Source organism: Shewanella colwelliana ATCC 39565 (genome assembly GCF_000518705.1).
Taxonomy (GTDB): Bacteria; Pseudomonadota; Gammaproteobacteria; order Enterobacterales; family Shewanellaceae; genus Shewanella; species Shewanella colwelliana.
In genome coordinates, this window is sequence record NZ_JAEC01000005.1 from 280948 (window position 1) to 296766 (window position 15819).

Annotated in this window: 11 protein-coding genes, 2 pseudogenes and 1 riboswitch; of the genes and pseudogenes, 6 read left to right on the top strand and 7 right to left on the bottom strand. The window is 44.8% G+C overall.

Going from position 1 to position 15819, the window contains the following annotated elements; genetic code table 11:
• The first annotated feature begins 33 nt into the window (after positions 1–33).
• Both asnC and L876_RS0103215 read left to right on the top strand, forming a co-directional pair.
• Positions 34–495 (top strand): transcriptional regulator AsnC, encoded by a 462-nt coding sequence (asnC, locus tag L876_RS0103210; RefSeq protein WP_028762476.1) that lies wholly within the window; start codon positions 34–36, stop codon positions 493–495.
• A 222-nt stretch (positions 496–717) separates the two neighbouring features.
• Positions 718–4350: a S8 family serine peptidase gene (locus L876_RS0103215; protein ID WP_028762477.1), complete on the top strand. Its 3633-nt coding sequence runs from the start codon at positions 718–720 to the stop codon at positions 4348–4350.
• Positions 4351–4438: 88 nt separating this feature from the next.
• Here the strand turns inward: L876_RS0103215 and L876_RS0103220 are convergent, their stop codons facing one another.
• From L876_RS0103220 to L876_RS0103230, 3 genes and pseudogenes are all read right to left on the bottom strand, one after another.
• A complete protein-coding gene (locus tag L876_RS0103220) occupies positions 4439–5557 on the bottom strand; it encodes a succinylglutamate desuccinylase/aspartoacylase family protein (protein ID WP_028762478.1) in 1119 nt (372 codons plus the stop codon).
• A pseudogene (lysC, locus tag L876_RS20975) lies at positions 5557–6913 on the bottom strand (lysine-sensitive aspartokinase 3). The gene L876_RS0103220 and the pseudogene lysC overlap by 1 nt, the downstream one beginning before the upstream one ends.
• Before the next feature lie 132 nt (positions 6914–7045).
• Positions 7046–7221: riboswitch (Lysine riboswitch) on the bottom strand.
• Positions 7222–7339: 118 nt separating this feature from the next.
• Positions 7340–7771 (bottom strand): DUF3293 domain-containing protein, encoded by a 432-nt coding sequence (locus L876_RS0103230; RefSeq protein WP_028762479.1) that lies wholly within the window; start codon positions 7769–7771, stop codon positions 7340–7342.
• Between the two features lie 574 nt (positions 7772–8345).
• Here L876_RS0103230 and arcA point away from each other — a divergent pair.
• Entirely contained in the window at positions 8346–9065 is a 720-nt protein-coding gene (arcA, locus tag L876_RS0103235; protein ID WP_028762480.1) for a two-component system response regulator ArcA, read from the top strand.
• A gap of 349 nt (positions 9066–9414) precedes the next feature.
• On the opposite strand, the gene L876_RS0103240 is transcribed toward arcA, so the two are convergent.
• Positions 9415–9951 (bottom strand): dihydrofolate reductase family protein, encoded by a 537-nt coding sequence (locus tag L876_RS0103240; RefSeq protein ID WP_028762481.1) that lies wholly within the window; start codon positions 9949–9951, stop codon positions 9415–9417.
• A gap of 98 nt (positions 9952–10049) precedes the next feature.
• On the opposite strand from L876_RS0103240, the gene L876_RS0103245 reads away from it, so the two are divergent.
• Positions 10050–10607, top strand: coding sequence for a TetR/AcrR family transcriptional regulator (locus L876_RS0103245; RefSeq protein ID WP_028762482.1), 558 nt, complete (start codon positions 10050–10052; stop codon positions 10605–10607).
• Between the two features lie 154 nt (positions 10608–10761).
• Here L876_RS0103245 and L876_RS0103250 read toward each other — a convergent pair whose 3' ends face one another.
• A complete protein-coding gene (locus tag L876_RS0103250; RefSeq protein ID WP_028762483.1) occupies positions 10762–13014 on the bottom strand; it encodes a S9 family peptidase in 2253 nt (750 codons plus the stop codon).
• A gap of 239 nt (positions 13015–13253) precedes the next feature.
• Here L876_RS0103250 and L876_RS0103255 point away from each other — a divergent pair, with 239 nt between their 5' ends.
• Positions 13254–14243, top strand: a complete 990-nt coding sequence (locus tag L876_RS0103255) for a class 1 fructose-bisphosphatase (RefSeq protein WP_028762484.1) — start codon at positions 13254–13256, stop codon at positions 14241–14243.
• Positions 14244–14606: 363 nt separating this feature from the next.
• Here the strand turns inward: L876_RS0103255 and L876_RS0103260 are convergent, their stop codons facing one another.
• A complete protein-coding gene (locus L876_RS0103260; protein ID WP_028762485.1) occupies positions 14607–14918 on the bottom strand; it encodes a hypothetical protein in 312 nt (103 codons plus the stop codon).
• 123 nt (positions 14919–15041) lie between these two features.
• Positions 15042–15440 carry a hypothetical protein gene (locus L876_RS0103265; RefSeq protein WP_028762486.1) on the bottom strand — a complete coding sequence of 133 codons (399 nt, stop codon included), beginning with the start codon at positions 15438–15440 and terminating at the stop codon, positions 15042–15044.
• Positions 15441–15579: 139 nt separating this feature from the next.
• Here L876_RS0103265 and L876_RS0103270 point away from each other — a divergent pair.
• Positions 15580–15819 (top strand): annotated as a pseudogene (locus L876_RS0103270) (IS4 family transposase); the annotation flags it as partial.

Genomic DNA, 15819 nt, shown 5'->3' on the forward strand with positions numbered 1-15819 from the left:
CTTAATAATATTAATCTAAATCGGTATTTCTTAATGGATACGTCATTTCAGCGCGACCAACTAGACAATCAAATTCTTTCTGCATTGATGGAAGAGGCAAGAACTCCCTTTGCCGAACTAGCCAAGCGGTTTGGCGTCAGCGCAGGCACAATTCATGTGCGTGTCGAAAAGATGAAACAAGCCGGCATTATTACTGGTGCACAAATCACCGTTAACCCCAAAGCGCTAGGGTATGACGTTTGCTGTTTTATCGGCATCAACCTGAAAAGTGCAGGCGACTACCCAGCAGCCATCGCTAAGTTGAACGCGCTCGAAGAGGTCACTGAAGCCTACTACACCACCGGGAACTACAGTATTTTTGTAAAGGTAATGTGCCAATCTATCGACGGATTGCAACACGTATTGATTAACAGAATTCAATCTATTGACGAAATACAATCAACCGAAACACTGATAAGTTTACAAAACCCGATAGTACGGGCGGTCAAACCTTAGTCATATTTTTTATATGCTATAACCCACCAGATAAATCATCTAATAGAATTGCATCTACAACTTTTTTATCTATCCACTTTAACTTTGGCAATCTTTTGTGTTAAAAAGAACACCACCCCAACAAAGGGGCAACAAAATAACAATAGTTCTATAACCAAAGTTACAGCGATACCAATTGTGCTTCGACCCATCGAGGCACATTTAATTGACAAGGAAGAAGTTGTGAAAACAAAATTATCACTAGCCATATCAGCTGCGCTGATCTCATCGGCCTCTTACGCCGGTACCGTAGAAAAATACAACACAACCAACCAGACTAACGACGAATATCAAGGTCTTCAAGTTGCAAAGAGTGCTGAATCTCAAGCTAAAACTCCTGTAGCTTGGATGCTTAAGCTAAAGACTCAATCAGTATCTCAACAGAGTCGTGTTGCAGGTTTTAACCAAGCTGCAGCAATGAGCAGCATTGAAAGTGCTCAAGCTCGTGTTCAATCTAGTTTGCGCGCAATGGATGCTAACGTTAAAGTTTTAGCAACCACTTCTAAATTGGTTAGCTCAGTTGTCGTTGAAGCTGATAAATATGCATTAGCAGCACTGCTGGCTAACCCAGATGTTGCCGATATTCTTCCAATTTATGATTATGAACTGCACGTTGATGACAGCGCTGAGTACATTAAAGCTAAAGCCGTTATCGAAGCTGGCGTTGCATCAGGTAAAGGTCAACGTGTAGCAGTACTTGATACGGGTGTTGATTACACTCATAAAGCACTTGGCGGTAGCGGTGATGTTGCTGACTATGATGCAGCAGTTGCCGCAAAAGCTGACATGCCAGATTGGCCACAAGGCAAAATCGTTGGCGGTTGGGATTTCATCAACAACGATCCAAACCCAATCGACGTAAACACTAATCATGGTACCCATGTAAGCCACTCAGTAGTCGGTGTCGCGCCTGATGTTGAACTATTTGTTTACTCTGTCTGTAACTCTGGTTGTCCAGGTCTTGCTCAGCTACTCGCGTTAGAAGCCGCAATGGATCCAAACAACGATGGCGACATCAGCGATCGCGTTGATACCGTCAACATGTCTCTAGGTGGAGATTTCGGTGATTCTGAGGGCGGAGCAGTTCAAGAGCTGATCGATGAAATGGTAGAGCTTGGCGTTAACCTTGCAATCTCTGCAGGTAACGATGGCCCAACACCATTTGTTGTTGGTGGTCCAAGTACCTCAAATAACGCCCTTTCTGTCGGTGCGATGACGCATCCAACAACTAAAGTCGGTAAAGTTGACTCAGCATTTGCTGGTGAAACTGTCGAAACATTTGGTGCAGGTTTTAACACTAGCAACGAATTTGCTTTCGATCACACTAAGGCACCATTAGTCTACCCAACAGCAAACCAAGATGGTTGTGCTGCATTTGCTGATGATGTTGATTTCACCGGTAAAGCGGTAATTATCGACCGTGGTGCCTGTGCATTCACCCAGAAAGTACTGAATGCGCAAACTAAGGGTGCTTCATTTGTTATCGTGGCTAACAACAAGCCAGATGATGGTGCCTTTAATATGGGTGGTGCAGATCCAAAGGTCACTATCCCTTCAGTAATGATTTCTAAAGAAGATGGCGATGCTATTAAAGCGGGTCTAGTCGACGGTCCAGTTGAATACAGCGTAACCTCTGTTGAAGTAACTACAGCTGGTGCTATCGCGACCTTCACTTCACGCGGTCCATCTATTGCAGGCACTCTTAAACCAGAGATCACAGCGCCAGGAACAGCGATTCTAACTGCATACCCAGGTGGTGGCGATCAACTATCTCCAATTAGCGGTACTTCTTTCTCAAGCCCAATTACAGCAGGCGCAATGAGCATCGTTCGCGAAGCACTACCTGAACGTAATGCGCTAGAGATTAAAGCGACCATGATGAACTCAGCGAACCTAGACGTTACGCTAGATCCAAAAGGTCTTAACCCTGACGCAGAACTTGCACCAATCAGTTATATCGGTGCGGGCCTTGTTGATGTGGAAAAAGCAGTCAATCTTCCTGTTATCGCTTGGAATAAAGACACTCAGCAAGCAGCCCTTGCTTTTGGTCTAGTAGCAACAGATAAAGTTGTTTCTATGACGAAAACGGTAACCGTTAAGAACTTCTCTAACGAGGAGAAAACTTACACGCTAGCGGCTAAACAACGTTTTGAAAACGATATGAAGTCTGAAGCAGTTAGTTTTGAACTACCTGAGTCAGTAACGGTTCAAGCCGGTCAAACGGCTGATTTCGATGTCACGGTAACTATCGACCCAACTAAGTTACCTGAGTGGACATTAACCTCTTCTTATGAGCTAGATGGTTCTGCATCAGACGCATCAACTGCACTTACGTTGTCAGAGTATGACGGTGCAATTAAATTTATGGATGGCGAAGACAGTGCGCTTCATGTGGTATACCACATTCTACCAAAAGCAACCGCTGGCGCATCAGTTTCGACTGAAGTGACCGAAGAGGGTATCGTTCGTACCTTTACTAACTCTGGCGCGATTGCCATCTCAGAGCCATTTGCAGCACCATTGACTGCAACTAGCCCAATAGATATGGATCTACGTCACGACCTAGTGAATGCGTCAAGTGAGCTACTAGGTAGTAGCACATGTGATGAAGGTATCGCTATCTACAACACTTTCCAGATGCGCGATCCGATTATTCACCCACTTGTAGCAAGCTACAACGTTGATTTTGACACCGATAACGATGGTGTTTGGGATTACACTGCAACAACTGTAAACCTGCAGTGGTTCAATGATGCATATCCACGCGCTATCTACGGCTTCGTTAAGACGTACGGTACAGCTAGAGGTACTTTAGAACCAGCTTTCCACGTTACTGGTAATGACTTTGTAACGATTAAAGCGTGTTTTGAAGATATGGATCTCACCGCAGCTGATTTAGGTAACGATGTTACTGTTCGCTACCGTGTAGAAGAAGCTGATTGGGCACCGGTTTCAACCGGTACTGGTGATGAAGTCGTCGCAACATTGATGCTAGACGGTTCTGGTACCAGTGCACAACTTGTTGACGAAGATGGCGCAGAAGTAACTGAGCTTGCACCTGGTGAAAGCGCGTTCCTAACCAGCACAGTTGGTCGCGACGCAATGGGTTACATGTTCCTATCTGAAAATGGTTCTATGTCAATCACTGCAAACACCACAGATGAAGGCAACTCAGCACCAACTATCGAAGATACTATGCTATCTGTCGATAAAGGCGCTGAAGCAGGCACTGAGCTTGGTAAGCTGATGGCTACCGACCCAGATATGCTAACTAGCCCATTCTCTGAGTTCATCGTTCTTAACAGCAACAGCAACATGTTGGTTATCGAGAAAGACGGTACTGTTAAGCTAAGCGATACTGCGGTAATCAATCAACAAAGTGAATCACTAGTCGCTGAAGTTGTAGCCATTGATACCATGGGTAATCGCTCAGAGTCTGCAACGGTTACTGTTGAAATCAACAACACGGTACCAACTGTATCTCCTACAGGCATGACAAGTACTGAAGGCTTCGTTGTCACAGCAAAAGCTAACGGTAAAGATGCTGACGGTGATGAGCTAACTTACACTTGGACTCAAACAGGTGGTACGCCAGTATCATTTGCTAACGGCGGTGCTGAGATTAAGTTCACAGCTCCTACAGGTAACAACACTCTGACTTTCTCAGTTGTTGCATCTGATGGACGCGTAGAAAGTGAAGCGGGTACTGCAACCATCGCAGTGAGTGCTAAAGAAGTGAAATCTTCAGGTGGTGGTTCACTTGGTTGGTTAGCACTACTAATGGTTCCATTTGCAGCGTTCCGTCGCCGCAAGTAAACCTAATCAATAAGCAAAAAAGGGAGCCAATTGGCTCCCTTTTTATTTGCTTCGCGATGTCTTGTAACAATAGCAAAAGTTAACGCTGTCACTCGTTGTTAGTCATTACAAACACATTTGTCATCACTTTATAAAGTTCAGTGCCTTGATAGACAGATGCTGAAGCAAAATGCAGAATCGGCACGCAATCTTGGGATAAATGCAGCGGTGTAAGCACTTTGCTACTCCCATACTGATCCAGTCGCAAGATATTTGCCAACGGCTCTCCTGCCGCTAACGGCTGCCCCACTTTAGCCAAATACTCCACCATCCCCCCCATAGGAGAATGAAACTTCTTGTAGTCTTTCAAATAACAGGCAAAGCGTTGCATCGGCGCAGCAGGGACAGTATCGGCGACTACGCCACGATGGCTAAGGTAAGCCATTATCCCTTTGGCATCGACCAACGCATCATCAAGATCAATACACTCTTGGCTGCCTAGCTCTAACGTGAACGCAGACACTGGGACAGTCAGTTCGCGCCCCTGCTCCCCAACATATTCACTCAGCTGCCACCATGGACAAAACACAGATTCGTCCATGGCACCACCAAAATCATTGGGGATCAGCAGGGTATAGGGGATTGAAAACAGTGTTGCAGCTTCAGCATCATACTCGGGGCAATACAGATGCTTGCAGGCTTTAGGACCCGTATGCAGGTCCAGCACGATATCAGCCTCGTGCCCCATTCGTTGTAACATCACTGCTTGCTGTTGTCCCGTTGTCACTCCCCACTCACTCTGAAGACGAATTTGGCAACGCTCAACCAACATAGCTCGGTAAGCTTGAATCAACTCACCATCCGCCAAATGACTGTGCTTGGCGTACCAAGCAGCGACATCGACTTTATGGTCAAAATATTCACGATTCCAGTTGACCCCAGTGATAGGGTCAAACCGACCAAGAGTAAACTCGCCGCTCTTTTGGTTTATTCCAAGAGGATTAGCCAAGGGTACCAAGGTCACCTTGCCCCGCAGTTCACAGTTTTCCAGCAGTTGCATAAGCTGATAGATAACGGCATTACCCTGCACCTCTGCGCCGTGCACATTCGCCTGAATGTAGACACTTGGCGCCGTTATATGTGCGGGCTCGAACTGAAAAATCGGCAGTTCAAGATCTTGCCCTGTCGCCAACTCACCAATCTTAAGAGAGGTTCGACTCGGTTTCATCATGCACCTTCAAATAGATTTTCATGCAGCGACCGTACCACCTGTGCCGCTTCGGATTCAGCCACTAAAACACACAAGTTGTGTGGACTCGCACCTTGGCAGATCATGCGAACATTGTGGGGTTCGAGTACCTCAAATACCCGGCGGCACACGCCTGGCGTCGACGCAATCTTATTACCGACAATGGCAACCAAAGCCAGCTCATCTTCCACCCGCACGCGGCAATGTTGAGACAACTCTTGCAGCAAGGATTCACTTAACAAACTATTACCTGCGGAGTCTGAGCCGGTTTTATCTAAGGTGAGTGATACGTTTACCTCAGATGTAGTGATCAAATCCACACTAATCTTGTGACGTGCTAGGGTCGCAAAGGTTTCAGCCAAAAAACCCTGAGCATGCAGCATCTGCAAACTATGTAGATTTAACAAAGTTTGATCGCGGCGCACCGCAACGGCTCTATAGATTGGCTCATCACTAACCTGATGACGAATCCAGGTGCCGCCACGTTCAGGTTCTTTACTGGATCCCACAAAGACCTGAATCTTCTGTCTTACTGCGGGGAGAATGGTGGCTGGGTGCAAGACTTTGGCACCAAATGTCGCCATCTCCGCTGCTTCGTTGAAGCTGATTTCTGCAATAGGCTGCGCATTGGGCGCAAGGCGAGGATCCGTGGTATAGATACCCGCAACATCAGTCCAGATCTCAACAGCAGACGCCTTAAGTGCTTCTGCCAGCAGTGCAGCTGAATAATCGCTCCCCCCCACGGCCTAAGGTTGTCGTGGCACCTTGTTCATCGGCACCGATAAAGCCTTGAGTTACAATACGCTGTGTCGAAAGCAGCGGCGCTAAATGGAGGCGACACAAAGTAGCAATCTGCTCAATTTTCGGTTCTGCACGGCCAAAGTGGCTGTCTGTACGCATCACTTGGCGAACATCAAAAGCCGATGCTACTTCCCCCTTCTCTCTTAATACTGCAGCAAATAAGGCCGATGAACACTGCTCGCCCTGAGCCAGTAGCTCATCCATGGTGGCTTTACTGCGCTCTTGGCTCAAGGATTCACTGAGCACGGCAATACGGCTAAGAAGGTTATCGAGTCGAGCGGCAACATCATTGGGCCGACCTAGCTCATCAAGGATCTTATATTGAATAGAGGCGATATCTTTAAGCAACTGCTGACGACGAGCATCATCTAGGCCATCTTGCGTCAGCTCGACCAACAAGTTAGTCACGCCACTTGAGGCACTGACAACGACCACTCGCGTATTAGGGTTAGCCAAAATAATATCGGCACAACGACTCATCGCCTGATAATCGGCAACAGAGGTTCCACCAAACTTAGCAACAATAGTAGACATTAGCTCACCTCTCTTTGATAAGAAGAGTGAGAAACAACGAAAGAAATGATAAACATGATTACGCTCCGAACTAACTTCGTTCGAAGAGCCTGGTGCAAAGATTACGCACCCCAAAGAAGGGAAACAGCGATCACCACCAGAAGCTCTCCACCAAAAAACAGGTGACAATCGTTGGGATTCAGCCCAAGCGACCGATAGTAAGATGAACCAAACATCTGCCTATCTCGGCGTTAATCTCCCTCGCAAGCCATCATTGGAGTTTGGACTCCTCAAGCTTACTACCTAGTTAACGCTCCTCTTCTGTATCTTGTCCCTATAGGTCAAGATGGATGAAAATTAACAAATATCTGTCTATTAAGTCAACGCTAATTTCTCGTTATGACTAACTTTCATTCAAAATACACTTTTCACGCGATTAAGCGTATCTCAAGAGTAAATATCAGGCAGCTCGCTAACTAGACAAACACGAGCCTCAAATACACCTAAAGCCTGTTCAGGATAGTCCAGTAAACAGGGTACTAATTGGAGGTGGCCGGCCTCAACAAAATAGATGGCATTTTGATTAAACAACTTGCCAAGTTCTATGGCAGCAACCTTATCAATAGGCACAGCCCAGCTTTTTTCCATATGATCGCCGGCAACAGAGGTGCCCACCACAGCACGATAGGGTTGATGTAGCTTATCAATTTCGAGTTGAAGCTGTTTGTCGAGTAGTCGATTTTGACAGGAGGTCAGTATCTGTCCCATTGGATTGTGAGCCGTAATGATCGCAAAGGATAACGTGGGAGAAAAAGCTTGAGTAAGAAGAAACTGGGTTTGTTGGTAGCAGTACCAAAGATCACGATTTGAATCACTCATTACTAAAATATCCCTAAATTAGATTCCAATGATTATAGCAAACTCAGCCCCTCTTCCTAGAGGTGTGAGCCACGTCACTTAATTAACTTTAATTCATGCCTTAAAAATCAACAGGTTAACTCGCAACGTGTGACCTGCGTCATATCTCCCAGTAATTTTGTTAACATTTCATTTGTTAACAAATGCCTAAAACGAGTACAATAAGCTTGTTGATTCACTTCCACTCATCTAACGATGAAATACTTTTTGTTACACCTTGTCGCTGACACTGTAATTAAAAGTTAGTCAATTTCCTGTATATAATGTGAGCTATGGCTGCTGTGACATTTAAACTTGAAAATAATCGATAGTTAAAGGAACTATTTCCTACTATTGTTAATCGAAGTGGATACAGTTCGCGTTTTCTTTTATAGAGATACGCATACTTTACTAATCATGAAGTGTGTTGCTGTTTCAGGCCAGATTTATGAAAGCACCTACGTGAATCAGTAATTGTCAGCACGACAAGTTAGGGCGCAGCCAACATACGCGCTCATGGTTAGAACAGATTTAAACAAATATTAGGTAATTAAATATGCAAAACCCGCACATTCTGATCGTTGAAGATGAAGCCGTTACCCGGAACACGCTAAGAAGTATTTTCGAGGCTGAAGGATATGTGGTAACTGAAGCCAATGATGGCGCAGAAATGCATAAAGCCATGCAGGAAAACAAGATAAACCTCGTTGTTATGGACATAAATCTTCCTGGCAAAAATGGTCTTTTGTTAGCCCGTGAACTTCGCGAAATCAATAACATTGGCCTAATCTTCCTGACTGGCCGTGACAACGAAGTCGACAAAATTCTTGGACTTGAAATTGGTGCAGATGACTACATCACTAAACCATTCAACCCACGTGAATTGACCATCCGTGCTCGTAACCTACTGACTCGTGTTAACAGCACAGGTACAGAAGCTGAAGAGAAGAGCGCTGTAGAATACTACCGCTTTAATGGCTGGAGCTTAGAGATTAACAGCCGTTCATTGGTCAGCCCACAAGGTGAGTCATACAAGTTACCACGCAGTGAATTCCGTGCAATGCTTCACTTCGTTGAAAACCCAGGTAAGATTCTGACTCGTGCAGACTTGCTAATGAAGATGACTGGTCGTGAGCTCAAGCCGCATGACCGTACTGTAGATGTGATCATTCGTCGTATCCGTAAGCACTTCGAAAGCTTACCAGATACGCCAGAAATCATTGCCACAATCCACGGTGAAGGCTATCGTTTTTGCGGTAACCTAGAAGAAGCATAAATCACATCCAGCTAGCGCAAATGTGATTCGATTTGAAAAGCCAGTCTAACGACTGGCTTTTTTTATAGGGATATACTTATCCCCGGTGGCCAGGGAAGGCCAGAGAGGGGATTTGGATATAGACTGACGCTCATAGAGACTTATCCTCAGTACCCACCAAAGGGAGTATGAGATTAATTGTGTATGGCACACTTATGACAAAATCCAAACATGGGCAGCTTTAGGTTTTTGTACCTGCATTACGGTGTTGTATTGGCTTTGTGATTGAAGCCCAGCTTAAACCTAACCAGCGGGAGGCATATTAACCGAGTAGACCTTTAAACCATTCACTTACCATCAAAAAAAGTCTCTATGCTCTCTGTCGATGATAAGTCGTTTGAACCAAGGTATCTAATACCACTTCATTCTTAATCACATAAAAACTCAAAGGGCTTGCAAGTTCACCAAATAAGGGGGCTCCACCACCCAGTAATATAGGGAAACGAGTAATAACCATTTCATCGATCAGATCTTCTTTAAGGAAGTTTTGAATCGTCACTCCACCGTCAATGTATAGCTCATTGAATCCTTTTGCATTCAAATCGGCGATAATATCAATCAGCTTACCTTTGACTAAAAAAACTTTGTCTTCATAATCTTTAGGTACTTTGGTCATAGTGTTACTTAACACGAACACTGGCTTAGTGTAAGGCCAGTCACAGTCAAAACTCAGTACCATATCTAAGGTATTCCGCCCCATTATTAAGCCGTCAACTCTCTCCATCAAAGCGATGAATCCCGTATCAACATTGTTTGGATTAGGTACAGAATGTAGCCAGTCGAGTTGGCCTCGCTTATCAGCGATATATCCGTCTAGGCTGGTTGCAATAAATACGATGTTTGCCATAAGTCCCTCGTCAAGTTGATGGTGATTGATCCAAACTAAAATATGGTTTAAATTAATTCTACACCGTAGAATTAATGGCGAGTTTATCGGGAGCTCAAATGACTGTCAATGAAAAGAAACGTGGACGACCTATTAGAAAACAGTCGCAGTTAAGTGCGCAAAGCATACTAGAAGCAGCTAAGTATTTGATGAAAAGAGATAGTAAAACACCAAGTATCCGTTCATTGGCAACGGAATTAAACGTAGATCCAATGGCAATCTATCACTATTTCAAAAACAAGAATGCATTGCTAGAGGCCCTCACCTCTTCGCTCGTAGCCGAAGTCTATCAACCCCAAGAAGACCCTGATTGGCAAAGCGAGTTAAGACGCTTATGCGTCAGCTATATTGAATTACTGTGCGAATACGACGGATTACTACAAATCATGCTCAGGATGACATCCCAGGGACCAGCCCAAATATTTATTGAGCGTTATCGATGCATAATTGCGCCTTTAGCACTCGATGAGAAAACAAAAAAAGATAGTCTAGATTTACTCGCTGACTACTTACATGGCTTCGCATTATCAGCCAGTTGTTGCCATGATGCGAAGTTAATTAAGCCCCAAATGATGGATGGGCCTTTGATGTTGATTTGTAAATCGCTAGAAACCTAGCTTAAAAGGTTATTCTCTATGCCAATATTGGAGCCATAAGGCATTCTCGCTTCACTTTAGTCATTAACCACAATCCCAACAAGAAAAAAGCCCTGCAGCTTATCTCAAGCAACAGGACCTCTGACTTAATACAGGTAAGGTTAAGCACTTAACCTTACTGTTTTAGCTGTTTCTCCAAGAAGTCGGCCAATGAACGATATAAGTGAGTACGCACCTTCTCGCCGCGCATTGAGTGCTTAGAGCCAGGATAGTCAATCATCTGAAACAGCTTGCCCTCATCTTGAAGCGCCTTATACACACGAGTACTGTTTTCAAACAACACGTTGTCATCTGCCATACCGTGGTACATTAACAGACCCGATTGATAACCTTTCACATAAGGCAATACGCTACTGGCTTCATAGCCTTTAGCATTCGTCTCAGGATGTGACAAATAACGCTCAGTGTAATGAGTATCATAAAGCGACCAATCGCTTACAGGTGCCCCTGATATTGCCGCTTTAAAGTGAGTAGGTGCTTTGAATAGACTCATTAATGCCATGTAACCGCCATAGCTATGACCGTAGATAGCAATATTGTCGCCATCGACATAATCTAGGCTACGCAGATAATCGACACCCGCTTTTTGATCGTTGACCTCCACCTCGCCTAAACGCTTATAGATCACATGCTCAAACTTTGTGCCTCGGTGAGCAGAACCACGGTTATCCAGCTGAAAAACCACAAAACCTTGCTGCAATAGGTACTGGGTAAAATAGTCATGCTCGCTCCAACTATTAACCACAAGTTGGGCGTGAGGCCCCCCATAGACTCGCACCACAACGGGGTACTTTTTAGTGGCATCAAATGCTGTAGGTTTAAACAGACGATATTGCAGTGCTTGGCCATCTTCAGCTTTTATCTGTCCAAACTCAGGCAGTTGCCAAAGACCAAAAAAGGGATGCAGTGGATGAGTCTTATCAACTTTATTTTGCTCTACCCATGCCAAATGCTTGCCTTCGCTGCTATGTAAACTGATCTGTGGTGGCTGTGCGAGGCTATTGAAATAGTCCAGATAGATGGCTTGGTTGTCAGCAAAAACAGGCGCATGCATTCCGCTGCGCTGGCTTATCTGCTCAATTTTCCCGCCTTTTATTGGTACTCTAAAAAGGTGCTTTTCAATGATGCTAGCTTTGCGACCAGTGAAATACACCCAGCCCGCTTTTTCATCGATATAGGCCACCTCATCGACCGCCCAATCCCCTTTAGTCAGTTGCTTAATAAGGCGACCTTGCAGATCAAATAGGTAGAGATGATTGAAACCGTCCCGCTCGGACGCCCAAATAAGTTGCGGCTGCTTTTTTAAGAAATAGAGATCATTATTAAGATTCACCCATGCTTGGCTTTGCTCTTTAATCACGATTTGTGGTGAGTCATTACTTCGTAAATCGGCAATGCGTAAATCCAAAGTTTGCTGGTCGCGGCTTTGCCATTGAAATGAGAGCTGCTTACTGTCAGGCAACCATTTAACCCGCGGCAGATAGATATCTTTCTCTTGACCAATATCGACCCATTTAACCGCTTGGTCGCTAATGTTAACCACTCCAAGCTCAATGGTGACATTGTTTTTGCCTGCATAGGGATAACGCTGCTCAGTAAGTTTAATCCCATCGGCGTAAATTTCATTGCGAGTAACCTGCTCGACACCAGACTCATCAATACGAGTAAATGCGATGGACGACTCATCAGGCGCCCACCAATACCCCGTCATGCGGTCCATCTCTTCTTGCGCCACAAACTCAGCCATGCCGTTTTTAATGGCTCCGCCGCCGTCATGAGTTAAGGCCGTTAACGTCTTCGTTTTTAGATTTAATACATAGAGGTTTTGCTCACGCACAAACGAGACGAAATTGCCTTTGGGTGACAATTTAGCATCGGTCGTAAAACCCTCTCCTGTTGGTAAAAGCTCCACTTTTTGAGTGGCCACGGCGTAGTAATAGAGTGCACCAGATGCAGGAATAAGCAGTGCCTGGCTATCGTCAGACCAAAAGTATTCCATGATCCCCTGACCATAGATACGTTGACGCTCACGCCTTGCCTTCTCCTCATCTGACAGCTCATCGCTTTTCAGCTGATCGGCATTAAGTAATATAGCTTGCTCACCCGTAGCAACATTCATCTGCCATAGGTCATAAAGATGTTGATCTTCACTACGCCCAGCCAAATAGGTCACCCGCTGACCATCAGGCGACAGCTTTAAGCCGCGAGGGCTACTACCCGCCAATGCAGGCGAAGCATAGAGACGTTCAATGGTTAACGGCGTTGTGCCGCCAGTGGGTTGTTGGAGATCTGATTTTGCAGCAATTGCAGATTGAGATAAAAGCATAGGCACCGCCATAAGGGCTGAACTTATCCATTTTTTAGTCATTATTATGTCCTGGATATAAAACAAATTTGATTGACCTCATAAAGATCAGGCCGAAGCATTGTGCCTGAAAATACAACAAAACAAAAACACTATGGCAATACCCCAACACAATGAGCTGCTTTGCAAATAGCCGCTGAAAAAATGATTAATCTGCGGTAGAATCGCCCCCATAATTACAAAATAAACTTAAGATCCGACCTCCAAATGTGAGCCTAGCTCCATATGTCATAGGAAATAACATGCAAACTCTGGCGCAAAACCTCAGTTCACAAGGGATTGAAGCCCCCTTATCTCAGCTTATTCACACCCTAGCTGACACCTCAAAAGCCATTAGCCACGCCGTTCGTCATGGCGCATTAGCTGGTGTACTCGGTGCAACCGAACAAGAGAATGTCCAAGGTGAAACACAGAAGAAACTTGATGTGATCACCAATGACATGCTTAAAGATGCCCTTAAAGCCGACTCGACAGTTCGTGGCCTAGCGTCAGAAGAGGAAGACTATATTGTTGAAGTGGGCCAGAGCGGGGATTTCTTAGTCTGCTTCGATCCACTTGATGGCTCATCAAATATCGATATCAACTCGTTAGTGGGCACCATCTTCTCAGTGCTACCTGCACCAAGCGGTGAATTAAGCGAAAAAAGTTTTCTGCAAGCGGGTCGCAACCAAGTTGCAGCAGGCTATGTGCTTTATGGCCCTTCAACCATGTTGGCATTAACCACTGGTAAAGGAGTGCAACTGTTCACCCTAAACCCTGATACCAATGAGTATTTACTCACCTGTGAAGCTATGTCTATTAGCAAAGACACGAGCGAATTTGCCATCAATATGTCAAATCAGCGCTTCTGGGAAGCGCCAATGCAAACCTACATTAGCGATCTGCTGCTAGGTAAAATTGGTCCAAGAGAAAAATCATTCAACATGCGCTGGATTGCAGCCATGGTAGGCGATGTGCACCGTGTGCTGTCTCGTGGTGGTTTGTTTACCTACCCAACCGACAACAAGAACCCAGAGAAGCCTTACAAGCTCCGTTTGATGTATGAAGCCAACCCAATGTCTTTCTTGGTTGAGCAAGCTGGCGGTAAAGCATCTACAGGCTATGAGGCCATCATGGATATCGCGCCAACCGACATTCATCAACGTGTCGCGGTTATCTTAGGCTCTGCCAATGAGGTCGATGCCTGTCTTGAGTATCATCGCGTCGATTACAGCGAAGAGCCTAACCTGTAATCAATTAGCTGGCCGTACTCGCAAAAAAGTCGCCCTTGGCGACTTTTTTATTGCTTATACCGTGATTTCTGAACTAATGATGGCCAAAACAGATCCACGGCATGAAAGGTTTCTGTCGTATGTTCCATGAGTTATCACTCGCATCGATTTGACCCTAGCATGCCAAAGTTAGATTGGTAAAAGTAACGTAGATTACGCTAAGAAGACTCATTCGCTCATGCCATTTTATCAAAGAACCCAATTCACCCGACCCTTTTATCTTTTAAAAACATAACGTCCAGCGACTAAGTGTGCCGAGTGCTGGCGGACGATTTGCCCAGCAAATGGTATGACAGCCTTGCTGAATCTGAATTTAGCCGCTTGTTAATGGTCGCCATCACCAACTGACGAACCAATTTGGCTAACATCTTCAGACGAAAAAACATTGGGCTGGTCTTGCGGATTAAACCAAAAAATCCAATCCCATGTGGATTTTACTGCTTCCTCTCGGCTACTGAGTTCAGATTTCAGCAGTGTACTAATTAGAAGAGCGCCTAAAAATGGTACTAGCCAGGAAACCGCAATAATCCAATTGACTTGGCTTTGTTCGAGCAAATCACTTTTATAGGCCATATAAGATGTTCTAGCCGAAAAGTAGATTGCTAATAATAAAACAGCTATAAAAAAGTAGACCATCAATGACTCCATCCTTGGGAATATTAACGCCCGCATAAGGGGCTGATTAATAGTTTGGCTAAAGTGTGCAGCGAAGCGGAACCGAGCAAACTGTTAGCTGTCCCACAGTTAATGCCTTATATTTTAAAGCTCGTGCCTAGGCGCCACTTTGCCAGTTCCATAGAATTTTACAGGTACTCTATTTTTATTTGTAACTGATGGTTTGAATTCTGATTTAGGCATATCATCAACTTGACTTTGTGTCATAAACCCTTTTGGAATAGAGCTTATTAAAGTCTTTTCGACTACCCTCCCGTTGGAATCTATAACTGTTAAAACAGTCCACTCACCTCTACCTTCTGGCAACCAAGTGGGTCGTTTCTTTAGCATCTTAACTTTTGTGGTCTTGGGAACCCAATAATTCGCCAACTCATCCGCCTTGATCTCAATCGTTTCGGAAGCGAATACATGCTCTACTTTTGTCGGTGTTGTATGGCATCCCATTAAGCTTAGGATTAGCAAGATAGAACTGATTTTTTTCATTCGACTCTCCATGTGTGGGTAAAACATAACGCACCTTTCTAGGGAACCCCCCAGATAATTCCTTTTATAATCAATTAGTAGACACGCATGGTGCTGTTTGATCTAATCAATTTCGCCAAAAACAAACTAGAACAACACCATGCGCGACATTACAATACTACATGACTCTCTTAGCAATCAATGCTCTTCCATCCACAAAAAACGTCTTAATTCTCTTATGGTTGCCACTAAATCATTACTAGATTGTGATCAACTCTCTTTGACCCAGCTAGGCCGTAACATCTCTGGTAATGTGGCGCCTAAGCACTGTATCAAACGCATTGACCGCTTACTCGGTAATCACCACCTCAATAATGACCGAATGGCGGTATATCGCTGG